The sequence below is a fragment of the Sulfuriferula nivalis genome (assembly GCF_009937995.1).
GTDB lineage: Bacteria > Pseudomonadota > Gammaproteobacteria > Burkholderiales > Sulfuriferulaceae > Sulfuriferula > Sulfuriferula nivalis.
Window position 1 is genome coordinate 1,957,374 of record NZ_AP021881.1, and the last position, 26,106, is coordinate 1,983,479.

22 protein-coding genes are annotated in these 26,106 nt (G+C 50.9%); 14 read left to right on the forward strand and 8 right to left on the reverse strand.

The features are described from left to right. Positions 1 to 170 precede the first annotated feature (170 nt). The 3 genes from asd to SFSGTM_RS09700 all read left to right on the forward strand — a co-directional run bounded on the left by asd (position 171) and on the right by SFSGTM_RS09700 (position 1,900). Positions 171 to 1,022, forward strand: a complete 852-nt coding sequence (gene asd, locus SFSGTM_RS09690) for an archaetidylserine decarboxylase (protein ID WP_162084974.1) — start codon at positions 171 to 173, stop codon at positions 1,020 to 1,022. A 125-nt stretch (positions 1,023 to 1,147) separates the two neighbouring features. Further along, a complete protein-coding gene (locus SFSGTM_RS09695; protein WP_162084975.1) occupies positions 1,148 to 1,366 on the forward strand; it encodes a hypothetical protein in 219 nt (72 codons plus the stop codon). Between the two features lie 24 nt (positions 1,367 to 1,390). Next, complete coding sequence (locus SFSGTM_RS09700; RefSeq protein ID WP_162084976.1) at positions 1,391 to 1,900, forward strand: GGDEF domain-containing protein; 510 nt, start codon at positions 1,391 to 1,393, stop codon at positions 1,898 to 1,900. 9 nt (positions 1,901 to 1,909) lie between these two features. Here SFSGTM_RS09700 and hypE read toward each other — a convergent pair whose 3' ends face one another. Genes hypE through SFSGTM_RS09730 form a run of 6 tightly spaced genes read right to left on the reverse strand, consistent with a single transcriptional unit; the run spans position 1,910 to position 7,645 of the window. After that, complete coding sequence (gene hypE, locus SFSGTM_RS09705; protein WP_162084977.1) at positions 1,910 to 2,914, reverse strand: hydrogenase expression/formation protein HypE; 1,005 nt, start codon at positions 2,912 to 2,914, stop codon at positions 1,910 to 1,912. Next, a complete protein-coding gene (gene hypF, locus SFSGTM_RS09710; protein WP_198420538.1) occupies positions 2,907 to 5,144 on the reverse strand; it encodes a carbamoyltransferase HypF in 2,238 nt (745 codons plus the stop codon). The genes hypE and hypF overlap by 8 nt, the downstream gene beginning before the upstream one ends. Continuing rightward, positions 5,141 to 6,241, reverse strand: a complete 1,101-nt coding sequence (gene hypD, locus SFSGTM_RS09715; protein ID WP_162084978.1) for a hydrogenase formation protein HypD — start codon at positions 6,239 to 6,241, stop codon at positions 5,141 to 5,143. Before hypD ends, hypF begins: the two co-directional genes overlap by 4 nt. Then, complete coding sequence (gene hypB, locus SFSGTM_RS09720; protein ID WP_162084979.1) at positions 6,241 to 7,053, reverse strand: hydrogenase nickel incorporation protein HypB; 813 nt, start codon at positions 7,051 to 7,053, stop codon at positions 6,241 to 6,243. Before hypB ends, hypD begins: the two co-directional genes overlap by 1 nt. A 9-nt stretch (positions 7,054 to 7,062) precedes the next feature. Continuing rightward, positions 7,063 to 7,410 carry a hydrogenase maturation nickel metallochaperone HypA/HybF gene (locus SFSGTM_RS09725; RefSeq protein ID WP_162084980.1) on the reverse strand — a complete coding sequence of 116 codons (348 nt, stop codon included), beginning with the start codon at positions 7,408 to 7,410 and terminating at the stop codon, positions 7,063 to 7,065. Next, the gene (locus tag SFSGTM_RS09730) at positions 7,403 to 7,645 is read right to left on the reverse strand and encodes a HypC/HybG/HupF family hydrogenase formation chaperone (protein ID WP_162084981.1); all 243 of its coding nucleotides are present in this window, start codon (positions 7,643 to 7,645) and stop codon (positions 7,403 to 7,405) included. Before SFSGTM_RS09730 ends, SFSGTM_RS09725 begins: the two co-directional genes overlap by 8 nt. Before the next feature lie 151 nt (positions 7,646 to 7,796). On the opposite strand from SFSGTM_RS09730, the gene SFSGTM_RS09735 reads away from it, so the two are divergent. Genes SFSGTM_RS09735 through SFSGTM_RS09760 form a run of 6 tightly spaced genes read left to right on the forward strand, consistent with a single transcriptional unit; the run spans position 7,797 to position 13,551 of the window. Continuing rightward, positions 7,797 to 8,264, forward strand: a complete 468-nt coding sequence (locus SFSGTM_RS09735; RefSeq protein WP_162084982.1) for a HyaD/HybD family hydrogenase maturation endopeptidase — start codon at positions 7,797 to 7,799, stop codon at positions 8,262 to 8,264. Then, entirely contained in the window at positions 8,261 to 8,695 is a 435-nt protein-coding gene (locus SFSGTM_RS09740) for a hydrogenase expression/formation C-terminal domain-containing protein (RefSeq protein WP_162084983.1), read from the forward strand. Before SFSGTM_RS09735 ends, SFSGTM_RS09740 begins: the two co-directional genes overlap by 4 nt. 21 nt (positions 8,696 to 8,716) lie before the next feature. Next, positions 8,717 to 9,781 (forward strand): hydrogenase small subunit, encoded by a 1,065-nt coding sequence (locus tag SFSGTM_RS09745; protein WP_162084984.1) that lies wholly within the window; start codon positions 8,717 to 8,719, stop codon positions 9,779 to 9,781. A gap of 1 nt (position 9,782) precedes the next feature. Beyond that, complete coding sequence (locus SFSGTM_RS09750) at positions 9,783 to 10,436, forward strand: nitrate reductase (RefSeq protein WP_162084985.1); 654 nt, start codon at positions 9,783 to 9,785, stop codon at positions 10,434 to 10,436. After that, positions 10,433 to 11,794 carry a (Fe-S)-binding protein gene (locus SFSGTM_RS09755; RefSeq protein WP_162084986.1) on the forward strand — a complete coding sequence of 454 codons (1,362 nt, stop codon included), beginning with the start codon at positions 10,433 to 10,435 and terminating at the stop codon, positions 11,792 to 11,794. The genes SFSGTM_RS09750 and SFSGTM_RS09755 overlap by 4 nt, the downstream gene beginning before the upstream one ends. Continuing rightward, positions 11,791 to 13,551, forward strand: coding sequence for a nickel-dependent hydrogenase large subunit (locus SFSGTM_RS09760; protein ID WP_162084987.1), 1,761 nt, complete (start codon positions 11,791 to 11,793; stop codon positions 13,549 to 13,551). The genes SFSGTM_RS09755 and SFSGTM_RS09760 overlap by 4 nt, the downstream gene beginning before the upstream one ends. Before the next feature lie 70 nt (positions 13,552 to 13,621). On the opposite strand, the gene SFSGTM_RS09765 is transcribed toward SFSGTM_RS09760, so the two are convergent. Beyond that, the gene (locus SFSGTM_RS09765; protein ID WP_162084988.1) at positions 13,622 to 15,796 is read right to left on the reverse strand and encodes a sensor domain-containing phosphodiesterase; all 2,175 of its coding nucleotides are present in this window, start codon (positions 15,794 to 15,796) and stop codon (positions 13,622 to 13,624) included. A 137-nt stretch (positions 15,797 to 15,933) separates the two neighbouring features. Further along, positions 15,934 to 18,516, reverse strand: coding sequence for an ATP-dependent chaperone ClpB (clpB, locus tag SFSGTM_RS09770; protein WP_162084989.1), 2,583 nt, complete (start codon positions 18,514 to 18,516; stop codon positions 15,934 to 15,936). A 149-nt stretch (positions 18,517 to 18,665) separates the two neighbouring features. Between clpB and nadC the strand changes: the two genes are divergently transcribed. The 5 genes from nadC to SFSGTM_RS09795 are packed head-to-tail and all read left to right on the forward strand — an operon-like array spanning position 18,666 to position 26,070. Further along, on the forward strand, positions 18,666 to 19,502 hold the full coding sequence (nadC, locus tag SFSGTM_RS09775) for a carboxylating nicotinate-nucleotide diphosphorylase (protein WP_162084990.1): 837 nt from the start codon (positions 18,666 to 18,668) through the stop codon (positions 19,500 to 19,502). Further along, positions 19,499 to 20,512 (forward strand): phosphoglycerate mutase, encoded by a 1,014-nt coding sequence (locus tag SFSGTM_RS09780; protein ID WP_162084991.1) that lies wholly within the window; start codon positions 19,499 to 19,501, stop codon positions 20,510 to 20,512. Before nadC ends, SFSGTM_RS09780 begins: the two co-directional genes overlap by 4 nt. Beyond that, positions 20,509 to 21,912: an efflux transporter outer membrane subunit gene (locus tag SFSGTM_RS09785; protein ID WP_162084992.1), complete on the forward strand. Its 1,404-nt coding sequence runs from the start codon at positions 20,509 to 20,511 to the stop codon at positions 21,910 to 21,912. The genes SFSGTM_RS09780 and SFSGTM_RS09785 overlap by 4 nt, the downstream gene beginning before the upstream one ends. Further along, the gene (locus SFSGTM_RS09790; RefSeq protein ID WP_162084993.1) at positions 21,905 to 23,005 is read left to right on the forward strand and encodes an efflux RND transporter periplasmic adaptor subunit; all 1,101 of its coding nucleotides are present in this window, start codon (positions 21,905 to 21,907) and stop codon (positions 23,003 to 23,005) included. The genes SFSGTM_RS09785 and SFSGTM_RS09790 overlap by 8 nt, the downstream gene beginning before the upstream one ends. After that, entirely contained in the window at positions 23,002 to 26,070 is a 3,069-nt protein-coding gene (locus SFSGTM_RS09795) for an efflux RND transporter permease subunit (protein ID WP_162084994.1), read from the forward strand. The genes SFSGTM_RS09790 and SFSGTM_RS09795 overlap by 4 nt, the downstream gene beginning before the upstream one ends. Positions 26,071 to 26,106: the final 36 nt, after the last annotated feature.

Here is a 26,106-nt window from a genome sequence, read left to right on the forward strand (position 1 = left end):
AACGCTCATCATATTTAGGACAAGTTAATCTTAATTAGTCTAACCCTAAGTCTATCGTCTTTCAAGATAGATATAAAGTCAAAATCCAAAAAAGTAATTCAAAAGTGTCAAGGTGCAAAGCCAAGCGTAAATCGGTACAATTACGCAGTTAATGATCCTTACTGCTCAGCATGTCCGATAAGCGCCACATCATCACTCAGCATTTACTTCCCAAACGTGCCATTACCGAATTCGGCTGGTACGTTGCCAATGCCAAAGCGGGACGCATTACCACCTCCATAATTCGCTGGTTTATCGGCAAATACAGCGTCAACATGGAGGAAGCAGTCAATCCTGACATCACCAGCTATGCCAGTTTTAACGAATTTTTCACACGTCCATTACAAGATGGCGCCCGGCCATTGGCGCAAGCCGATTTTGTCAGCCCTGTCGATGGCGCGATCAGCCAGTTAGGCAACATAGAACACGACCAGCTGTTGCAAGCCAAAGGGCACACCTACTCTACTCGTGCACTGGTTGGCGGCGATGCCGAACTCGCCCTACAATTTGATCACGGCAGTTTTGCCACCATCTACCTTAGCCCCAAGGACTATCACCGTATCCACATGCCTTGCGATGGGCGCTTAACACAAATGATCTATGTGCCGGGTGACCTATATTCGGTTAACCCTGCTACCGCACGCGGCGTACCAGGCTTATTCGCCCGTAACGAACGTGTCGTCTGTGTTTTTGATACGGCATACGGACCCATGGTACTCACTCTGGTAGGCGCTGCAATAGTGGGCAGCATGGAAACTGTATGGCACGGCACCGTCAACCCACCACGCACCCGCAACGTGCGTACATGGCATTACCACGATCAAAACATCAACCTGAAAAAAGGCGAAGAAATGGGCCGTTTCCTGCTCGGCTCCACCGTTGTCATGTTGTTCACTAAAGATGCCATGCAATTCAATCCAGAATGGCACGCCGATCATACTGTACGCATGGGTGAAACGATGGGTAACCACCCGTCAATCTGACATACACCTAAACCAGATCCCAGATCAACCTGAAAGCATGTAAGACTTAATACCACGCTAATGACACACAAACTACTATTCATGTAGAATAAATCCGTTGCACATTATAATAAAATGGGGGCGGAATGCTGAACTATTACCGTGGTTGCAATTATGCAACCAAGTATGCAATTTATGGCACACTCTTCGGACTCTGCTTCCCTGTGCTATCTATCATACTAATATCCAATTTCGAGCAGACACCGACCATCGGTGATTTCCTGGCAGCCATTCCTCTCGCCCATAACAATCGCCTAATGTACGTTATCGACATGGCGCCAGTTATTACTGGAATACTCGCCTGATTAGCCGGCACACAACATGACAAAGTGACACATTTAGCTGAATATGACGCACTCACAGGCCTGCTAAACCGTCGCGCTTTTCTGCAAAAACTAGACGTCTATTTCAAATATGCCAAACGCTACGATAAGCAAGGTACGCTGATATTTATCGACCTGAACAAATTCAAACTCATCAATGATGCTTATGGGCACAGCACGGGAGATGCCTATCTCAAATTTATTGCGGAACATTTAGTCAAGACATTACGCGCCACCGATATGATAGGTCGATGGGGTGGCGATGAATTCATCGTGTTCATACATGAAATCAATGCGGTTCCTGCACAAAAAGTCGCCACCAAACTAGTAAACAGCTTTTGCAGTAGCGAAATACGGATACAAGGTCACACTTTCACACCATCTGCCAGCTTTGGTTTATCGTCAATAGAGAAACATATACAGGATGTCGGCCAATTAATTCATGGCGCCGACGTTGCGATGTACACCGCCAAAACAGCTGGAACTTGTGGTTGGGAAGAAGCTGCTCGCAAATAGCGTGGGCGCTCAGCAAATTCTGGGCAATGGATCATCTTCCAGTTCATCCAGTATGCGCGTGCCACCCAGAGGCGTATGCAATACGACCTCTACTCGTCCCGGCTGTAAATAACCTATCTGTGCTGCATCCTTGCCATCTGGCAGCTTACGCCATGCATCAAGCGCAACGGCGGCATCACTTTCAGCCACCACGGCAACAACCCGACCTTCACACGCCAGATAATAGGGATCGTAACCTAACATTTCACATACGGCTGATACCGGATCCCTCACAGGTATAGCTGACTGCTGCAGATTAACTTGCAATCCAGTGGCATGGCTGATTTCGCATGCAACGGTAGCCAGTCCGCCACGAGTAGGGTCACGCATGAAGCGCAGCCCAGGCAATCCCAGCAACGCCTGTGTCAGTGGTAATACACAGGCACTATCCGATGCCAGCTCACCTTTAAGTCCAAACTGCTCACGCGCCAGCATCACTGCAATACCGTGGTCACCCACTGGACCAGAGACCAGTATCACATCGCCTGCCTGTATCGTTTGCATACCGAGCGTTACCCCTGGCGTGCGCACACCTATGCCCGCAGTTGCCAGATACAACCCGCCACCTTCGCCGCGCCGCACCACCTTGGTATCACCTGCTACCACCACCACACCAGCAGCTTTGGCGGCACGTGCCAGACTGGCAATAATGCGATCCAGTTGCGCCAGCGGCAAGCCCTCTTCAATAAAAGCATTCAACGACAGATAACGTGGTGTTGCACCCGATACCGCCAGATCATTCACCGTTCCATGCACCGCCAGACTGCCTATATCGCCACCGGGAAACTCCAGCGGCTGCACTGTAAAGCCATCGGTAGTAAACATCAGCTCGCCCGCATCCCACGGCAACCGTGCTGCATCAACATTCACATCCAACAATGGATTACCCAGATGACGCGCAAAAACCCGCTCTATCAGTTCACGCATATAGCGCCCACCATTGCCATGCGCCAGAGTAATGTAGGCATCAGTCATGTCGACTTCCCATTTCTATAATTTGTCCAAAGCTAATACCGCCATCATTGACAGGCACTTGCCGCGCCAGCTTGACCTGTAAACCAGCAGCAGTCAGCAAATTCACCACCATTTCGGTCAGCCGATGATTCTGAAACACGCCACCGGCCAGCCCGATACACCGCACTGCATGCTTCTCCTGTACTGCTCTCACTTGTGCCAGCAACGCATGAGCGAGACTGGTATGAAACAGATCAGCACGCTGACTCACGCTCAACGTTGTATCCAGCAGCATCTTTACCAATGGTGCCCAATCGCTACGCCATATGCCATGCTCATCAAGACTCAACGGTAAATCTATCACTGCACACGCATTTCCCGTACTCGCAGCTTCCAGCCACATCGGCCCTTGCCCTTCATAGCTTGCATGCGTTACCAAACCAGTCAATGCAGCCGCTGCATCAAACAGCCGGCCGACTGCTGACGTTTGCTGCGTATTAATGCGCCGTTGCCAGGCCGTATGTACCAGATCGCCATCTGTGGGCAAAGCCGGACTATCCATCCCTATCTCCCAGCTCATAGCAGCCGCAGCACGCCAGGGCTCACGCCCAGCAACATCACCACCCGGCAGATGAAACGGACGCATGCTCGCTACCCGCTCCCAGCTGCCAGGCTTGCCTAACAACGCCTCGCCACCCCACATAGCACCATCCTCACCATAGCCTACACCATCCCAAGTGAATACCAGCCAGTCATGCAGCTCTTGATATTCCCCAACCAATGCCGAAGCATGGGCATGATGATGAAACACGGAGCTTACTTTCAGGCCACTGGCTCGTGCCCAGCGACTGCTGGCATAACTGCTATGCGCATCACACACTACGCGACTGGCAGTAACGTTATACAACTTTTGCAAATCAGCAATGACCTGTTCAAACACCACCATAGATCGCAGTGAACCCAAATCGCCTATATGCGGCGATATCACTACTCGCCGATCCCAGGCCAGCGCAATGGTATTTTTAGTATGCCCACCGACTGCCAGTACTGGCGTCTCCAGTGTAAACGGCAGATTCAGTTCCAGTGGCGCACAACCACGCCCCAATCGCAATGGTCGCGGCACACCAGCGCTCATACGAAATACAGGATCGTCAGCCGGACGCACTATCTTTCTGTCATGATGCAAAAAAACGTCAGCCACACCAGCCAATCTGGTTTCGGCTTCAGTATTGTCTGTTAATACAGGTTCACCACAGATATTGGCCGACGTTACCACCAATGGCGCATCGAAATCCGCCAACAGTACGTGATGTAACGGGCTATAAGGCAGCATGATGCCAACTTCCACCAAACCTGGCGCCACTTCTGTCGCCAGGCCGTTATTAGTTTTTTGTTGAAGTAATAAAATCGGACGTAACGGACTAGACAGAAATTCCGCTTCGGTGTCAGTCATTTCAACAGCCTGTTGCGCACTCATCAAATCAGGAAACATCACTGCCAGTGGCTTATGTGGACGCACTTTACGTGCTCGCAATCTCGCCACAACCACATCTGACTTGGCATCACACAGCAAGTGATAACCACCCACGCCTTTTACGGCCACAATTTGCCCCGCTCGCAATGCTGCAACTGCAGCCACTAAGGCACTCTCACCGCTTAATCTGAGTCTGTCATTCTGAAATAACAGTTGTGGACCACACTGGGGACATGCGACTGGCTCGGCATGAAAGCGTCTATCCAGTGGATTTTCGTATTCGGCACGACATGCTGGGCACAGATTGAACTCCCGCATACTGGTCGCAGCCCTGTCATAAGGCAAAGCATTAATCAGCGTATAACGCGGGCCACACTGTGTGCAATTGATGAATGGATATCGATATCGCCTGTCATAAGGTTCGAACAGCTCAGACAGACATTCATCGCAAGTAAAGTAATCGGGGGGCACATGAATGTCAGCGGGCACATTACCCACACTGGGACGAATAGTAAAACCTGTCATCCCCGCCAAATCAGTTTGCATCTGCGCCCGTAAGTCGGGTTGAGACAAAGGCGGCGCTTCATCAATCAAGGCTGTGGCAAAACCAGCCAAATTTCGCAAACTGCCTTCCACATGTATTTCCACCTGCCCTAGCTGATTCTGTACCCAGCCGTGCAAATCAAAACGCTGTGCCAGCCGATAGACAAATGGGCGAAAACCCACACCTTGCACCCGTCCAGCCACCACAAAATGCAAAGCACGCAGTTGACTCAAGCGACTTTCGCCTCTCTGACACCACTGGCCCACCAGATGCGGCAAGCACCCTCATCCGATACCATGCACGGCCCCACTGGCGTGCGCGGGGTACAGGCGCTGCCATACAGGCGACACTGGTCAGGATAAATCTTGCCGAGTACAACTTGCGCGCAGTCGCATCCAGGTGGCATTTCTCCTGCACGTTTACGCACAGGGTCTTCATAAGTAGGAAAACACAATCTAGCATTATGCAGGGACAGTGTCGATTTCAGACCAAAACCAGAGGCAGGAATCACTCCCACACCACGCCAGTTTGCATCCACCACATCCATCATTTGCGCCAGTTGGCGACGCGCACTCACATTACCAGCGGGACGCACCAGTTGTGGATAGCAATTATCGAGAAATGGGCGATCAGCCAGTAACTGACGCAACACGGAGTAAGTCGCCGCCAGCAATGATTCAGGCGTAAATCCGGCCACAGCAGCAGGCAATCCGTGCTGAGTGGGCACAAAATCCCATTCATCCGCACCCATGATAGTGGCGACGTGACCTGGCGCAATCAACGCATCGAAACCTGGCTTACCCGCCTCTAGCAACATAGCGACAGCAGGCCAGGTAAGGCGACCCGACAACAACACTGACAAATTCGGTGGTACACCTGCTGCCAACATGGCCGCAACAGGTGCAGTGGTAGTCTCAAAACCAGCGGCAAAAAATACCACCGGCACATCTGCATTATCACGCGCAATCTGTACTGCTTCCGTTGGACTCGCAATTGGTCGTATATCCGCACCAGCAGCGCGTGCAGCATCCAGTGAACGCGGTTCGCCCTTAGGTACATTGACAGGTACGCGCAGCATATCGCCGAACGCCACTAATATTATCTTCTCGTTGAGTGCCAACTGTATTGCCTGATACACATCTTCTTCCGGACAGATACACACGGGACAGCCCGGTCCGGGAATCAGCTCTATATTTTTCGGCAATGCACCGCGTAACCCAGCCATGGTGATAGACCGTTCATGACCACCACAGACATTCATAATCTTGACGCGCTCGGGCAGATCCAGTGCACGAATTTGCTGTAACCAGTAAGCGGCATCGTGCTGCATCAGCTCACCTCAGCGTGGCCATGGAGTTTCAAACCATCTGTTTGTATGTACGGCTTAACCGTTTGTCCGGCCAATACACGAGCACGTTGTGCAACGAGCTCACTACGCAGCCAGTCATACCAAGCCGCCATACCCTGCCCCTTGCGTGCAGAAAGCTGTAACAGCGGCACCGTACTCGCCAGTTGACGCAGACACTGCTCGGCACGCGCTGGAACAAAATCATCCAGCACGGCTAACAAATCTATCTTGCTCAGCACCACCACATCAGCGGCACGGAACATAACAGGGTATTTAGCAGGTTTATCATCGCCCTCGGTCACCGAAAGCAAAGTGACATTACGATGCTGCCCCAGATCGAAACTCGCCGGGCACACCAGATTGCCGACGTTTTCAACAAACAGAATATCCACCTGAGACAAATCCAGATGATGGAGTGCATCATGCACCATATGTGCATCAAGATGGCAGGCACTGCCCGTAGTGATTTGATAAGCGGGCACACCACGAGCACGGATGCGCGCCGCATCATTTTCGGTTTCCAGATCACCTTCGATAACAGCAATTCGAAATTCATCCTTGAGTGCATCGATGGTCGCTTCCAGCAAAGCCGTCTTGCCCGAACCAGGTGAAGACATCAGATTGATGGTGAGTATGCCACGGGTGTCAAAATGGCTGCGATTGTGCCCAGCCTGATCATCATTATGTGCCAGCAATTTTTTTAGTACAGTCACCGCACTCGTGCCCGCCTGCACTGGCTTATAAGCCAGATGCTGGTTACCTGGTGTCACATTGCAGCCACAGCTATCACACATGAGCCATCCTTAATTTGTAATCAATTCCAGATTCGCCAGCAGCATTTCATCACCGCTGATCAGTTGGGTATGATAATCCCCACACTCGCCGCACAACAATCGATTAGGCGTAGCTTCTGTATCTGCACCACAAGTCTGACAGTGCACGCGGACTGGCTGGGACTCTATGATCAACTGGGCTTCAGCCGCCACCGTCCCTGCTGCGGCCAGGGGGAAAGCGCTTACCAGCAACGCTGGCTCGACACCTGACAATGCACCAATATGCAAAGTAATAACAGCCACACTTTGCGCAAAATTTTGCTGGGCAATCTCAGTCACCTGAGTCACCAGCGCCTGACAGACTGCCAATTCATGCACGATGCATAGCCGATTCTATTGCCAGCATTTCGTCGTAAAGCTCCCATGCGCTTTGTGCTTCTGCCTCACTCATGGTCTGTATGGCATAGCCGACATGCACCATGACGTAATCACCTACCGCAGGCATTTCATCCTGCAGCAGAAACAGGTTTACTTCACGTGCAACGCCCTTGGCAGCGGCCTGGGCGAGGAAACCATCAATGGTAGTAATTTGCATGGGTATGGCTAGACACATGATGCACCTCGGTTAATTCAGCACAGTATAGCCCTGATAAAGCCAGAATAACATGCTAAAAAAGTCATGATTAATTCATTAGGTTGTTATTAAAATTTGGCGTAGTATCATTAACCTTACTCCCATTACTGGAATGTCTTAGTATAACTTTATGGTTACTCTAGTGCTCGGTATAGGCAACACCCTGCTCTGCGACGAAGGCGTGGGGGTTCATGCGGTACGTGCACTCGCACAAGATCATTCCCACCTGACTGACGTAGAATTTATGGACGGTGGCACACTCAGTTTTTCCCTTGCTGGCGATGTTGAAGATGCCAGCCAACTCATCATTATTGACGCTGCCGAGCTGGATGATGCACCAGGTACGGTACGTGCATTTGTTGGTGAGGATATGGACAAATTTCTCGGTGTCAACCGTAAACGCAGCGTGCATGAAGTTGGCTTGCTTGATCTGATGGCTGTCGCACTTCTGGCTGGCCACCTGCCCGAACGCCGCGCTCTGATCGGCATACAGCCTGACATAGTAGACTGGGGCGACGCACCCACCACAGCCGTTGCACTTGCGATACCGCAAGCCTGTGACATGACGTTAGCATTGATTGCAGGATGGCGCACATGAGCACACTAGACCAAATCAGCGTAAAAATCATCAATCCACTGTCGACTCAGGCAACTCAGGCAGATGGCCTATCCGGCAATGCCGATGCCATCCTGCATGAAATTGTCGCGCTATTGGAAGCCTATACAAGCACTGGGGAAATGGGAGCAATTGATCTACGCAGCCTGCCCCTTACGCCTGCTGACTATGAGCTGCTGCGTGACACACTGTCTGAAGGCGAAGTCCATGCGCATATCAATGCGATAGGCAACTCAGATATACATGAGACCTGTTATCCAGGCGTATGGTGGCTGACTTATTACAATGCAGACGGCGATACCGTGGCCGAGTTATTAGAAATTACCAGCGTTCCCCAAATATTAAAAGCACCCGAGGAAGATATGCGTGAAGGATTAGCCCGTTTACGCGACCGATTAACGCAATTGGAATAGCACTGGAGGGAGAAACAAACAATGAACGAACCCGATACCCTGGGCGCAAGCCTGACACGTAGCGGCGTTAGCCGGCGATCCTTTCTCAAATTCTGCACCGCCATGGCTTCATTGATGGCATTACCTCCCAGCGCTGCTTATGCCATGGCTGACGCACTCAATCGAGCTCAACGCCAGTCGGTGATATGGCTATCATTTCAGGAATGCACCGGCTGTGTGGAGTCACTAACGCGTTCTTTCGATCCAACGCTGGAACAGATGATATTTGAAATGATCTCGCTGGATTATCAGGAGACGCTGCAAGCTGCATCTGGTGAAGCTGCTGAATTAGCACGTAAACAGGCAATGAAATCATCTTATGGCAAATATGTGCTGATAGTTGACGGCTCCATTCCCACCAAGGACGGTGGCGTATATTCTACGATAGCAGGTATATCCAACTACGACATGCTGGTCGAGACCGCCAAAGGCGCCGCTGCCATCGTCGCCGTGGGCACCTGTTCTGCATACGGTGGCATTCCTCACGCCAACCCCAATCCGACGGGTGCAGTAGCCGTATCAGATATCATCAAAGACAAGCCGATCATGAATGTGCCGGGCTGCCCGCCTATACCATCGGTGATTGCCGGCGTACTGGCCTATTTCGTCACCTACGGCAAACTGCCGGAACTCGATCACATCGGCCGACCCAAAGTGTTCTTCGCCGATACCATCCATGACCGTTGCTACCGTCGACCATTTTACGATCAAGGCAAGTTTGCCAAGACCTTCGACGACGAAGGCGCGCGCAATGGCTGGTGTCTGTATGAGCTAGGCTGTAAAGGCCCAACCACTTACAACGCCTGTGCCACAATTAAATGGAATGGTGGCATCAGCTTCCCCATCGAATCTGGGCACGGTTGTCTGGGTTGTTCCGAACCCAATTTCTGGGATAAAGGCAGCTTTTACCAGCCACTTCCCACGCCACTCGCCGACAATGCACCCGTCATTGCCGCGGCGACTCTGGGCGGAATCGCAGTAGGCACAGTTGCCGCGGTCGTCTCGCGCAAACACCAAGCCGACATCAGTACGAAAGAGGAGAAATAGCATGGACTTGCTACAGTTTGCTCGCGGCCCGGCGCTAACTTGGGCGTTTGCTATTTTCGTATTCGGCATGACCTGGCGTCTGGTCGGCATCCTGCTGCTGAAACGGCGACCTGATTACTCCGAACCGCGCAATACCGCCAGCTGGACAGGCGCAATCAAACTCATCATAACCCGCTCCTGGCCCCACCGCGAATTCAGAAAACGCACTATTTTCGGTCTATCCGTAGGTTATATTTTCCATATCGGACTGGCGATTGTTGTATTCGGTTTCGCGCCACATATCATGTTCATTCGCAGCCTCACTGGTCTGGACTGGCCCAACCTGCCTAATGCCGTTATTTATATCAGTGGCGCTATCACTATCGCCGCACTCATCATCGTAATGGGACGGCGGTTGACCAATCCGGTCATGCGGCTTATATCGAATTTCGACGATTATTTCAGCTGGTTTGTCACCATAACTCCGGTCGTGACCGGCATGCTGGCAGTCGCCCATCTGGGTGCGCGTTATGAAACACTATTGGCTATCCATATTCTGTCGATTGCATTGTTGCTGGTATGGTTTCCTTTCGGCAAGCTGATGCACTCAGCGCTGATATTTATCTCGCGCGGCACGACCGGCGCGCTATTTGAACGCAAGGGAGCATCGATATGAGCACAGCAGATATTGACAGCAAGCACCCACTCGAGCTCGACAAGCCGCGTATTTCGGTGAAAAACCCTGAGCAGCGATACGACAAGCAGGGCGACATGCCCGATGTGGAGCGCGTGGAAACAGCCATGCGCCATTTTGTAAAGGACTTCGGTGCCGTCGCTGCCACTTATATGGAATCCTGCATCCACTGTGGCATGTGCGCGGATGCCTGTCATTTCTATGTAGCGACTGAAGACCCGAAATATACGCCCATCTGGAAACTGGAACCGTTCAAACAGGCTTACAAGCGCGAAGCCGGACCATTTGCACCCATCTACCGCGCACTGAATCTGAAGAAAAAAGTGACAGTGGAACAGCTGGAAGAATGGCAAGAACTCATATACGACAGTTGCACCATGTGTGGCCGCTGCACGCTGATCTGTCCGATGGGTATAGACATTGCTTCGCTGGTCGGGCTGGCGCGCCACGGCATGAACAAGGCCGGACTAGTACCGCACGAACTATGGGCAGTCGCAGAACGTGCCGAGCGCGAAGGCAGCCCGCTTGGCGCTACGCCCAAAGTATTCAAGGATCGCTGTGAATGGCTGGCCGACGACAATGAAATTGAAATCTTTGTCGACAAACCGCAGGCCGATGTCATCGCCGCGATGTCTTCGATAGAAATTATGAAATACCCTGACTCCATCGTCGCCACCGCAAAAATCCTCAATCACCTTGGGCTGAACTGGACTTTCCGTACAGACGGTTATGAAGCCACTAACTTCGGCATGCTCTCCGGCAATAGTGAATGGCAAAAGGAAATGAGCCTGAAACTGATTAACGCCACCATCGCCGCGGGTGCGAAATTGCTGATACTGCCAGAATGCGGCCATGCCTACGGCGCGATGCGCTGGCAAGGTGCGAATATATATGGCAAACCACTACCTTTCCGGGTATTGCACATTTCTGAATTTCTTGCAGAAAACACCAAAAGCGGTGCAATCAAAACTAAACCACTGGGCAAGACTCTGACTTTCCACGACCCTTGCCAGATTTCCCGCCGTGGTGGTGCAATTGAAGCACCGCGCGATGTTCTCGACGGGCTGGGCGCAGAAGTAATAGAAATGAAAGATACCAAGGGACTGAACTGGTGTTGCGGTGGTGGTGGTGGCGTCGTTACTATACACCGCGCTGACCCGATACGTTATCAGGCATTTCAGATCAAGATGAAACAGGTGGATGACACAGGCGCCGAGTTATTGGTATCAAGTTGTTCCAACTGCCGTCAGACATTTGATGATGGTCAGGATCACTTTCACTGGGACAAAACCATGCTCAGCTTGCTCGAGTTGGTTGCAGAAAATCTGGAGGATAAATGAACGCACCTACTAATCGAGTTATCGTCGATCCGATCACCCGTATCGAAGGCCATCTGCGCATCGAGGCAGAAACTAATGATCAAGGCATGATTACCCGTGCCTCCAGTGCCGGCACCATGGTACGTGGTATTGAAATCATCTTGCGTGGTCGAGATCCTCGTGACGCCTGGGCTTTTGCACAGCGCATTTGCGGCGTATGTACGCTGGTACATGGCATCGCCTCGGTGCGTGCCGTGGAAGATGCGCTGAAATACGAGATTCCGGCCAATGCACAACTGATCCGCAACCTGATGATTGCTGCGCAATTTGTGCACGACCATGTCATGCATTTCTATCACCTGCACGCGCTGGACTGGGTCGATGTCGTCTCTGCACTCAAAGCCGATCCCAAGGCGACTTCCGAGCTGGCACAAAGCATTTCTGGCTATGCCAAATCATCACCCGGCTATTTTTCTGACGTGCAGAAGAAACTCAAAGGCTTTGTCGAAGGCGGCCAGCTGGGGATATTCGCCAACGGCTACTGGGGCCACCCCGCTTACAAACTGCCGCCAGAAGCCAACTTGATGGCCGTTGCCCACTATCTGGAAGCATTGGCCTGGCAACGCAACGTGGCGCAGTTGCATACCATATTCGGCGGCAAAAACCCGCACCCAAACTTCGTCGTCGGCGGCGTACCTTGCGCGATCAGCATCCATCCTGGCAGTAACGAACCTGGCGCCAGTTCGGGTGCGACTTCATTGAATGTTGTCGGCCTGCAAAAGGTGCAGGACATCATTCATCAGATGCGCGATTTCATCGATCAGGTGTATGTGCCGGACACACTGGCTATCGCAGGTTTCTACAAGGACTGGTTCAAACAAGGCGAAGGCATAGGCAATTTCATGACCTATGGTGATTTCCCAGAAAAGGGCATGTCTGATCCGAGTAGCTTCCTGATTCCTTCTGGCGTTATCCTTAATCGCGACTTGTCCACCATCCATCCAGTCGATCTCAATGCTGAAGATCAGATACAGGAATATGTCGCACATTCCTGGTACGACTACAAAGATGGCAAGAACAAGGGACTGCATCCCTATGCTGGCGAAACGGAGCTGAATTACACTGGCCCCAAGCCACCCTATGCGCAACTGGATATAGATCAGTCCTATTCATGGATTAAGTCACCGCGCTGGAAAGGTCACGCAGTCGAAGTCGGTCCGCTGGCACGTGTACTGATGCTGTACGCCAAGGGGCACGAACAAACCAAAGAACTGGTAGGCATGACCTTGAAAAAACTCGACCTGCCTGTTACTGCGCTTTACTCCACACTGGGACGTACCGCCGCGCGGACACTGGAGAGCAAGATCATCGTCGATGCCATGCAAACCTGGTACGACAACCTGATTGCCAATATCAAGGCGGGAGATGTCAGAACCTTTAACGAAGCCAAGTGGGATCCGTCACAATGGCCATCTACCGCCAAGGGAGTAGGCTACATGGAAGCACCGCGCGGCGGGCTGGCGCACTGGATTGTGATCAAGGATGGCAAGATAGACAATTATCAGGCAGTCGTCCCCAGCACTTGGAACGCGGGTCCGCGTGACGCTGAAGGACAAGAAGGTCCCTACGAAGCGGCACTCAAAGGTCATCAGTTATACGACCCCAAGCAGCCCATAGAAATACTGCGCACCATACACAGTTTTGACCCCTGCATCGCCTGTGCGGTACACGTTACCGACCCGGAAGGCGAAGAACTCATTAAGGTTAAAATCCGTTAGCAGCATTGCCATGTGTATCGCCTCTGGGCTTTACGCATGGCAACACCGCTTGTTACAACTCCGTTTCGTTTCAGTTTGATGCTGATAAGGCTTGGGGCTTCCCGGTGAAATAGCCTTGTGAAAAATCGACGCCTATAGATTTAAGACTTAGAAAAATAGCCTCATCACTGACAAATTCGGCTATCGTACCCGCACCTATCTTGCGCGCAAAATCAACGATGGTTTCAACAATGATACGGTGCCTGCTGTCTTCAACAACCCGCCGAATAAGCGATCCATCAATCTTGATGTAATCAACGTCGAGCTTCAACACATGTTCAAAATTTGAGTACCCAGTTCCAAAATCATCAATAGCGATCTTTGCACCCAAAGCTTTCACCTCGGTAATGAAACGAACGACAGATTCGTAATTTTCTATGCCTTCAGATTCAAGAATTTCAAACACAATTCTGGATGCTGTTTTGGTTGCAAGTATAGTTTCAATAATATATTTAACCGTTTCTGCATCTTCAATATCATCGATGGAAAGGTTAACGGAAAATTCCTCACTACGCCCTGCAAAACAATGACATGCCTGACGTAGTACAGCATGAGTGATATGTGGATAGAGTTTGGTCTTTTTGGCAACAGGCAAGAACTGCACAGGTGGGATTATCTCTCCATTCTCACCCACCATACGCACCAAGGTTTCATATTTAACAATTTCACCCGTCACAAAATCGACTATTGGTTGATAGTGACAAATTATCCTGTCTTCACTCAGTGCTTTATGGATGGCAGTGGTCATCGCAATATTAGTACGATAAACCTGTTCGACATTCGCGTTCTCTTCATAAAACGCGTATGAAATTTTTTGATCTTTTGCTAAATGCAACGCGATGTCTGCGTGAGTTAGCAGTTTATTGCTGCCGATGGCTATACCCACATTCATACGTATCGCAACAGCCTCGTCAGCGATCGTGAAAACACTGGCTCTCAACAATTCCAGCAGTTGATCTATGCGCTTAGTGAGACTTTCTCTAGTGACCTCGTCATAAAACAGCACAACAAACTCATCACCACCAATTCGATACACTTGCAGATCGAAGCCCATCAATATGCCCGCTACCTGCTCTAACAAATGATCAGCGGCTTCCACACCAAACAGGTCATTAATCTCTCTAAACCTCGCTATATTAAAAATGGCACAAGCACCTGGGTAGCGCTCATTCATATCAATTTTCAATTTTTGCCGATTAGGAAGTCCAGTAGACTGGTCATAATAAGCGTAGCGCAATGCACTCTCTTGACTCTGCCGCAGTTCACTCAGATCAGTGAATATCGCCAGATAATTCTGGATAATATTGTTATAGTCCGCAATAGCACTGATACTCATCCACTCTGGAAATATCTCACCGTTAGCGCGTTTATTCCATATTTCGCCGCTCCAGTGCCTATCTTGGGTAATGCTGTGCCACATTTGCTCATAAAACGACTGATCGTGCCTGCCGGATGAAAACATGTTGGGTGTACGTCCAAGCACCTCGGCTGCGCCATAGCCAAAAATACTGGTAAAACCATTATTGACCTGAATAATTTTATTATTACTGTCGGTCACAATAATGCCATTAAGAGCATGTTCAAAGACAGTACCAAAAATATTCAGCTCTTCTTGTTTTTTCCTTAACAGTGTTTCATATTCAACACGTTTCAGAATAATATTGACTATGTATGCACAAACTTCCAGTAACCGTTTATGGAAACCTGAAGGTGATCGTTGCTCGAATGAACTCAGTGCAAAAGTACCTATCGCTTGATTGGTTTCATCGCGAATAGGCATAGACCAGCAAGAACACAAATTGAAATCGTAGGCGATTTGACGGATATCCACCCAGCGCTTATCGGTTTTGGTATCTTTTACATATTGCGCTTCATTATGAAATAGCGCATTACCACACGAACCACCACCAGGACCAGGCTTCAGACCATTCAGCGCATCGTGACCTGCTTGCGGTACTGATGGTGCAACCAGCACCTCCATCAATCCTGTCGAAATATTCAGCCACATCACTGACGCTACCGAATTAGGCAACATGGCTTCAGCCATCTGGCATAAACGTTCCAGCGCAACTTTTCCGTTATCGCCCGTTGCCATCAACTCAAGAATTTCATGCTGGATATCAAAAATATGGCCGTACTCAAGCGGGGTGAGTGTAACCTCCCCCTCTTTTTCCAAGGATAAACAGCTGCCTATCTCATTATCCATGCGCGCTCCCATCTTGATTTTCTAGTGTGACAACGATATCACAAAATTTGGACATTTTAATAATGCAACCAACCAATAAAATAAAAAGCGGGATGAGTTTTACCTCATCCCGCTTATATCGAATCGCTGCAAAAAAATTACTTGGTAAACACCATTGCCTCATCACGATAATCAACGTGGACGATGTCTTTTTCAGCAAACCCTCCAGACAAGATAGATTTTGCCAATGGGTTTTCCAGCTGCGACTGAATAGCACGTTTGAGTGGTCGCGCACCGAACAGCGGATCAAAACCAACCTCAGCCAGTGCATCCAGAGCAGCGTCGCTGATTTCAAAGCCCATGCCCATAGCTGCCAGACGTTTGGCCAGATATTGCAGCTGTATCTTGGCGATACTGCGGATGTGAGCTGCGCCTAATGCGTGGAACACAACAACCTCATCGATACGGTTGATAAACTCTGGACGGAAGTAGGTTTTCACCTCGCCCATCACCGCCTCTTTCACCACTGCGTAAGGTTCGCCTTGCATCTGCTGTATCATTTGCGAACCCAAGTTAGAGGTCATGACGATAACGGTATTTTTGAAATCTACCGTGCGCCCCTGACCATCGGTCAACCGCCCATCATCCAGCACTTGCAGCAATACGTTAAACACATCAGGATGCGCTTTTTCAACCTCGTCCAGCAAGATCACACTATATGGCTTACGGCGCACAGCCTCGGTAAGCGTACCACCTTCTTCATAGCCAACATAACCCGGAGGAGCACCCACTAAACGCGACACAGTATGTTTTTCCATGAATTCACTCATGTCGATACGTACCATGTGATCTTCCGAGTCAAACAGGAAACCGGCCAGTGCTTTGCACAGCTCGGTTTTACCCACACCAGTAGGCCCAAGGAACAGGAACGAACCATAAGGACGACCTGGATCGCCCAGACCTGAACGCGAACGACGTATCGCATCAGCCACCAAGGTCACTGCTTCATCTTGTCCAACCACGCGATCATGCAGCACATCTTCCATTTGCAATAATTTGTCGCGCTCGCCCTCCATCATTTTGGACACAGGTATACCCGTCGCCCGCGACACCACTTCAGCGATTTCTTCTGCGCCGACTTGCGTACGCAACAAACGTTTAGGTGTGGCTTGTTCGGCACTCTCTGCGGCTTGTGCCTGGTGCAGCTGCGACTCCAGTTGTGGGATACGTCCATACTGTATCTCCGACATGGCATTCCAATCGCCCTGACGCTTAGCCTCTTCCATTTCAATACGCGCCTGATCCAACTGCTCTTTAATATGCTGCGTACCCGCGACCATGGCTTTTTCGGCTTTCCAGATTTCTTCCAGATCGGCGTATTCGCGCTCCAGTCTGGCGATTTCTTCTTCCAATAAGCCCAAGCGTTTTTGCGAAGCTTCGTCTTTTTCCTTTTTCACCGATTCACGTTCTATCTTGAGCTGAATCAGACGTCTGTCCAGCTTATCCATTTCCTCAGGCTTAGAATCAATTTCCATGCGCACGCGTGATGCCGCCTCATCGATCAAATCTATCGCCTTATCAGGCAAAAATCTGTCGGTTATGTAACGATGACTTAATTCTGCCGCCGCAACAATGGCAGGGTCTGTGATGTCCACACCATGGTGAACTTCATATTTCTCTTGCAAGCCGCGCAAAATGGCAATGGTGTCTTCTACACTAGGCTCATCGACCTGCACTTTCTGGAAACGCCGTTCCAGTGCCGCATCTTTTTCTACATATTTACGATACTCATCCAAGGTCGTTGCGCCGACCAGATGCAGTTCACCGCGCGCAAGAGCCGGCTTGAGCATATTGCCCGCATCCATAGAACCTTCGCTCTTACCGGCACCCACCATGGTATGCAGCTCGTCTATGAATAGAATAATCCGCCCTTCATCTTGGCCAACTTCCTTCAACACCGCTTTCAGACGTTCCTCAAAATCACCGCGATATTTCGCCCCCGCCAACAAGGCAGCCATGTCCAGCACCAGCACACGCTTGTTTTTTAGCGTTTCAGGCACTTCACCATTAACAATACGTTGCGCCAAACCTTCAACGATGGCCGTTTTACCCACACCAGGCTCACCTATGAGCACAGGGTTGTTCTTGGTACGACGTTGCAACACCTGTATGGTGCGACGTATCTCATCATCACGCCCAATTACAGGGTCGAGTTTACCCAGCCGCGCACGCTCGGTTAAATCCAGTGTGTATTTGTTCAAGGCTTCACGCTGCCCTTCGGCCTCAGCGTTATTGACACTCTCGCCACCACGCACTTGCGTAATCGCGGCATCCAGCGCCAATTTGGTCACGCCATGCTGTTTTAATGCGCGCCCTACTTCACCTTTGTCGTCACATGCTGCCAACAAAAACAATTCGCTGGCGATAAACTGATCACCACGTTTTTGCGCTTCCTTGTCAGTAACATTTAACAGGTTAGTCAAATCGCGCGAAATCTGCACTTCGCCGCCATGCCCTTCCACTTTAGGCAGCTTATCTATCCCTGCTTGTAACGCAGTGCGTAACGCACGTACATTCGCCCCTGCACGGGACAACAACGAAGTCGTGCCACCCTCCGCATTATCAATTAACGCCGAGAGTAAGTGCACTGCTTCTATATATTGGTTATCCTGTCCGATCGCCAAACTTTGGGCATCAGACAAGGCTTGTTGAAACTGAGTCGTAAATTTATCGATACGCATAGCTTCCCTCTTTAGTTTGTATGTTATGAATAGCCTATATATGTGGGGTAGTAATAGAATTTCAACCCTGCAGGTCTTAAATTATCATGCTTGCAACATTGTCAGACTCCACGCACAATAAGCAACTTCTAATTTACCCAGACCAACCCATGCTCAGCGCAGAACAACTCGCCCTCGCCATACAACAAAACGTCACCGCAGCACTTGCGGAAGACATCGCCACGGGCGATCTTACTGCGGCATTAATTCCTGCAGATAAAATAGCAACGGCCTATGTCCTCAGCCGTGAAAAGGCGATTTGCTGTGGACGTGAGTGGTTTGATGCGTGCTTCCGAAAACTCGACCCAGAAGTTAAAATCAACTGGTTCACTCAGGATGGTCAGTGCATAGGGGTAGATCAAATGCTCTGTGAAATCACTGGCAATGCCCGCGCGCTCCTGTCTGCTGAGCGTCCCGCGTTGAATTTTCTGCAAACCTTATCCGCCACAGCTACTGCCGCACACCAGTATGCGCAGGCAATAAAGGATACTTCAGCCGTCATTATGGACACGCGCAAGACGCTGCCCGGATTACGTATCGCACAAAAATATGCGGTAAGCTGCGGTGGTGGCAAGAATCAACGTGTCGGATTATTTGACGGCATTCTAATCAAGGAAAATCACATTGCAGCAGCGGGCAGCATAGCCGCCGTACTCAAAGCTACCCGCAACGCCAGCGTACCTGTGCAAATCGAAGTAGAAAATCTGGACGAATTAAAGCAAGCCTTGAATTCAGGCGCAAAATTAATTTTACTGGATAATTTCAACATTACCGAGCTCATCGCCGCCGTCGCACTCACTCAGGGTCGCGCCATACTTGAAGCATCAGGCAATGTTGATTTGAACAATGTCCGTGCCATAGCCGAAACAGGCGTGCAACGCATTTCCACTGGCTCGATAACCAAACATATACACGCAGTTGATTTATCCATGCGCATAGACACATGACCTGGCTTATCGTGCCTGACCTTATGCCGCCAGCTGAGATGTGTGCGGCAGTACTGCAAGACTTATCCCTACCCGCGCTCAGCACTCTGCTGGCTCGCAGCAAACGTGTAACTGCCACCGCTACCACGAGCACAGAGGCTGCGCTATGTGCACATTTTCAAATTCCATATCAACAGGACTACCCCATCGCACCCATTTGTCTCGCAGCTGATGGCGGCAAACCTGAGCAGTATTACTGGCTACGCGCCGACCCTGTGCACCTGCGCGCTACCCGTGACCAGCTGATGCTCGTCGACAGCGGAGCATTTAGCATCAGTCAAATTGAAGCCGAATTATTTGCTCAAGCATTCAACGAATATTTTAAGGATGATGGTTATCTGCTTTACCCATTGCGTCCAGACCGCTGGTACTTGCGTGTAGCAAAAATACCACAACTACGTACTACACCGGTCAACCAGGTCACCGGCAAACATATAGACCCACATCTCCCACAGGGAGCAGACAGTTTGGCCTGGCATCGTTTTTATAATGAAATCCAGATGCTATTCTTTAGTTTGGCAGTTAATGATGCACGTGAACAACGGGGTGAGTTACCCATAAATAGCCTATGGTGTTGGGGAGGTGGGGTTATGCCCGATATCCCGCGCATGGCAACCGGCAAACTATGGACTAACGATCCCAATATACGTGCCATGGCATTGCTGGCAAACATGCCTAATGACGCGCTCCCCGACAACATCAACAATATAAATGACGATGCGATTGTCATTCTCGACCAGCTCACTGGCGCTGCGCAATACGGCGATTATTATGGCTGGCGCGAAGCAATGCTGGTGCTCGAACAAAACTGGTTTGCACCGCTGTTATCACAACTGAAAGCAGGACAAATCAAGCAGCTTCGCATCACCACACACACGCCCACGCATCAATACGAATGGCTTTGTCAGCGTATAGATTTGTGGCGTATCTGGCGACGTACGCCCTTGACACAACAACTGACCAGTTTATGAATTTCACTCGTGCCCCAACATATTTGCTGCTAATGAGCTTGCTCGGTGCATGCAGCGTCGGCCCGACTTACCACAGCCCAACCCCAGCATTAACCACAGCCTGGCAGGCACCGCTGCCGCATGACGGACAAATCAGTAAGCTCGATGACTGGTGGGCACAGTATCACGATGCAACCTTGGTCAAGCTCATCGAACAAGCGCAAGCAAGCAGCCCCAATCTGGACAGCGCTATCGCACGCATTGCCCAAGCCCGCGCCAATGGCGAAAGCGTAGGCGCGGGTTTATATCCCACCTTAGACTTCAACGCCAAATCCATACGCAGCAAAAACAATCCGTTTGGAAACCAGATATTTTTGCAAACAGCCAATAGCATCAGTCTGGATAGCGCTTGGGAAATCGATTTATTTGGTGCCAGTCGGCGTGCACGCGATGCTGCTGTAGCACGATACGATGCCCGAGTTGCCAATTGGCACGAAGCCCGCGTCAGCCTGGCAGCTGAGGTGGCCAGCACTTATTTCACTTACCGCGCATGTGAAATCGCCACAGTCAATGCAGCAGCAGACTGGCAATCACGCCAACAAACTGCTGCACTGACGCAACTCAAGCTGGCCCAGCAATTTATCCCTGCCAGTGATGCCGCACTCGCTCTGGCCAGCACACAGGATGCCCATAACCGCTATCTCAATCAGCAAGCAGAATGTGCATCACAACGTAAATCACTGGTCGCACTGACAGGCTGGGATGAGCCTGCGCTAGTTACCGAGCTTGGCCAGCAACAAGCCAAATTACCGGACAGCCCTATGCTCAACATCAACAGCGTGCCCGCTGACATACTCCGCCAACGCCCCGACCTGGCTGCAGCAGAACGTGATCTGTCCGCAGCCATGGCTGATATCGGCATCGCTGAGGCCAATCGTTATCCGCGCATCAGCCTCACGGGGTCTATCGGTATCTCCTGGCTCAATTTGAATGGGGCAAGTAGCCAATCAGACACCTGGTCATTCGGCCCTGCACTCAAAATTCCATTATTTGATGCAGGGAAACGTCGCGCGGATGCTGCGCTGGCTCAAGCAAAATATGACGAAGCCCGTGCCAATTACGAACTGAAGGTCCGTAGCGCAGTAAAAGAAACCGAACAGGCATTAGTTCAGCTCGATAGCACACGATTACGCTTAATTGACGCGCTCGCCAGCGTTAATAACTATAGCCAGGTCGAACACGCCACCCAATTACGCTATCAGGCCGGTACAGCAAGCCTGCTCGAAGTGGAGGACAGCAAGCGCAACCTCATTAACGCACAAAATCAATACACCACATTACAGCGTGATCAACTTACCGCCAGCGTCAGCTTGTATAAAGCGATGGGGGGCGGCTATACCTCGGCAGATAAGCATGACTAAATCCACCAAAATCTTACTCGTACTGGCAAGCCTGATTGCAGCAGGTGCATGGTTTGCGCTCAAACGCCCGCACACGACTCCCAACACAATTAACACGAGTGCCAAGCCCGCGCTCAGTGTCAACGTGACTCAACCACACGAACAAGACTGGCCCATCCAAGTCGTCGCCAATGGCAATATCGCAGCTTGGCAAGAAGCCGATATCAGCAGCGAAGTTACAGGTCTGAAACTCACTGCGGTTTATGTCAATGTCGGCGACATCGTTAAGCGCGGTCAGGTGTTAGCACAATTTAGCGAGGACATTCCCAGCGCAGACCTCAGCCAACAACGCGCAACTCAGGCCGAAGCTAGTGCTACGCTAGTCGAAGCCACCAATAACGCAGAACGCGCCCTGGCACTGGCAAGTACGGGTGCAATGAGCGAACAACAGATTAACCAGTATAAAACTGCCGCGCTCACCGCTAAAGCACGTCTGGATGCAGCCAATGCCGCGCTCAACCGGCAACAACTGAATTTGCAAAAAACCCGTATTACCGCACCTGACGATGGCATCATCAGCGCGCGTAATGCCACATTGGGCGCTGTCATCCCTGCCGGGCAAAGCCTGTTCAGCCTGATACGCCAAAACCGTCTGGAATGGCGTGCCGAACTCACGGCTGAGCAACTAGCCCAAATACACCCTGGACAGATCGCGCAGATCAATCTGCCTAATCAGCAAATCAGCAATGCAAAAGTCCGCATCATCGCGCCCACTATCGACCCGCAAACACGCCTGGGCATGGCCTATGTGGATATTCCTGCACATACGGCCGCGCAGGCAGGTATGTATGTCAGCGGCACGTTTATTCTGGGCACACGACATAATTTTGGCCTGCCTGCCAGTGCGATTATCGAACGTGACGGGCATAGTTACGTGTATCGTTTGAGCCCTGATCATCATGTACAACTGACACAAATCAACACTGGCACACGGTATAAAAATAATGTTGAAATTTTGTCTGGCATCAATGCGCAAGACAGTTTCGTGGCGGATGGCGGCGGCTTCTTGAATGACGGTGATTTGGTTAACGTCGTCACGGCAAAGCAGCCATGAACATTTCAGCCTGGGCGATACGCCAACCCATCCCTGCCATACTGTTATTTGCGCTGCTTACACTGTTAGGCCTGCACAGCTTTCAGCGCATGGGCATCCAGGATTTTCCTGATATCGAGCTGCCCGTTGTCACTGTAACGACAACACTGGAAGGCGCGTCACCATCCCAACTAGAAACTGACGTTGCCCGAAAAATCGAAAACACACTGGCAACACTGGGCGGGGTCAAGCATATACGTTCAGTCATCACCGATGGTAGTTCCCTGACATACGCCGAATTTAATCTGGAAAAAGACACCAGCGAGGCGGTCAACGATGTGCGCGATGCCGTTAGCCGGGTTCGCGCTGATCTGCCCGGGGACATAAAAGATCCCATTATCAGCAAGGTAACCACCACAGGTCGCCCTATCATCACATTTAGTATCGCCTCAGCACAAATGGATGAAGAAGCCTTATCCTGGTATGTGGATAACAACTTATCCAAATTGCTGCTGGCCATACCTGGTGTTGGCAAGGTGGACCGTGTCGGCGGAGTCGACAGGGAAATCCGTATCACCCTTAACCCCGCCAAACTTGCTGCGTTACATGTGACTGCAGCGGATGTATCACGCCAAATCAAGCGTGTAGAAATTGAGTCTTCTGGTGGGCGCGGCGATGTCGGGCAAGTAGAGCAAGCCATTCGCATTGTCGGCACAGTCAGTTCTGCACAGGCGCTAGCCGCCACCAGCATCCCCCTCAGTAACGGTCGTTATGTGCGACTGGATCAAATCGCCGATGTACAGGACACTCACGCCGAGCGCCGCAGTCTAGCCTTATTGAATGGCAAACCCGTAGTCGGTTTTGAAGTTACTCGCATGAAAGGCACCAGCGAAGTCGAAGTTGCAGCCAAAGTCCGTGCTGCGATAATGCAGCTGACCCAGCATCAGTCCAACCTCCATATCGCCGAAGTCTATGATGGGGTGACTGCCGTACAGGACTCATATGACGGCTCCATGGACTTGCTCTATGAAGGCGCGATACTGGCAATATTGGTGGTGTGGTGGTTTTTACGTGACCTTCGCGCCACGCTGGTTGCCGCTACTGCACTGCCGCTGTCAGTGATACCCACGTTTATCGGCATGTACTATTTTGGTTTCTCGCTTAACACCGTAACATTGCTGGCGCTGGCTTTGGTCGTCGGCATACTGGTCGACGATGCTATTGTGGAAATCGAAAATATCGTACGCCATTTACGTATGGGAAAATCGCCACTGCAAGCCGCGCTGGAAGCCACCAATGAAATTGGACTGGCGGTTGTTGCCACTACGGCCACCCTGGTTGCAGTCTTTCTGCCAACAGCTTTTATGGATGGCGTTGCCGGGAAATTCTTCAAGCAGTTTGGCTGGACCGCTGCATTAGCAGTGATGGCTTCGCTGTTAGTTGCACGCTTGCTTACGCCTATGATGGCTGCCTATCTGCTCAAACCACTGCCCGCCAAAGCGCACGAAAGCGCACTCATGCAGCGCTACCTGACCTTAGTGCAATGGTGTCTACGACACCGCATCGGCACATCAATCGCAGCTGCTGTATTCTTTTTTGCTTCAATTGCATTGATTCCCCTGTTGCCATCTGGCTTTGTTCCGCCTGGCGATCGCGGGCAAACTTTTGTGAGCCTGGAATTAGCCCCCGGCACACCGCTCGCACTCACTCGCGAGCGTGCTGAAATGGCACGATTAGACTTGGTATCGATTCCCGAAATCAAGCAAATTTACACCAGCATCGGTGGTGGCTCTGGTGGTGGTGATTTGTTTTCCAGTGGTGCGAGTACAGAAGTCCGTAAAGCCAAACTCACCGTCAGCCTGACACCACGCAATCAACGTAGCAGAACCCAACAGGATATCGAAGCTGAAATACGCCAGCGTCTGGCTACTATTCCTGGAGTACGCATCACTGTTGGTAGTGGGGATGCTGGCGAAAAATTGCAATTAGTCTTGTCAGGTGACGATGCCAATCTACTGGCAGTCACTTCACAGCTCGTAGTACGCGATATTCGTACGCTGCCTGGATTAGGTAATGTCAGCTCATCTGCCAGCTTGCTACGCCCTGAAATCATTATCCAGCCTGACTACGCTCGTGCTGCGGAATTAGGCGTTACCACAGCCAATTTGGCTGATACCGTACGTATCGCTACCAGCGGAGATTACAGCGCCGCACTCGCCAAACTCAATCTCAGTGAACGCCAGATCCCGATACGTGCACGCCTGCCTGATAGCATCAGGCAAAATCTGGACAGCATCGGCCAATTAAGCGTACCAGGCAAAAATGGTGACGTTCAGCTTGCCAATATTGCCCACATCACCATGGGCAGTGGTGCGGCGCAAATCGACAGACTAGACCGTAATCGCAATGTAACGATAGATGTCGAACTGAATGGACAACAACTCGGTGATGTTTTCAAAGCTGTGGAGCAACTACCCAGCATGCAGCACCTGCCACCTGGCGTATTCCGTAGTGACTCTGGTGATGCCGAGCGCATGCAAGAATTATTTGGCAGCTTTGGACTGGCGATGATGACAGGTGTGCTTTTAGTCTACTTCACTTTAGTTTTGCTCTTTCACGACTTTGCCCAACCTGTCTCCATACTTGCCGCTCTGCCACTCGCATTCGGCGGTGCATTCGCGGCACTCTATCTCACAGGCAGCAGCTTCTCCATGCCGTCGCTGATAGGTTTGCTTATGCTCATGGGCATCGTCACCAAAAATTCGATATTGCTAGTCGAATATGCCATCGTCGCCCGCCGTGACCACGGCATGAGCCGCCACGATGCCATTGTTGATGCCTGCAGCAAGCGCGCTCGCCCTATCCTCATGACCACCATCGCCATGGGTGCTGGCATGCTACCCATTGCACTAGGCTTGGGTGTAGACCCTAGCTTCCGGGCACCAATGGCAATCGCCGTCATAGGTGGATTAATCACTTCGACGTTATTGAGCCTACTCATTATTCCCGTGGTTTACACCTATGTGGATGATGTCACCATGATATTAAAAAAATGGACACATAGGCGCAATGGCGTGCTACGATGAGATGTAATCATAATCATAACGATCATATTTAAACAA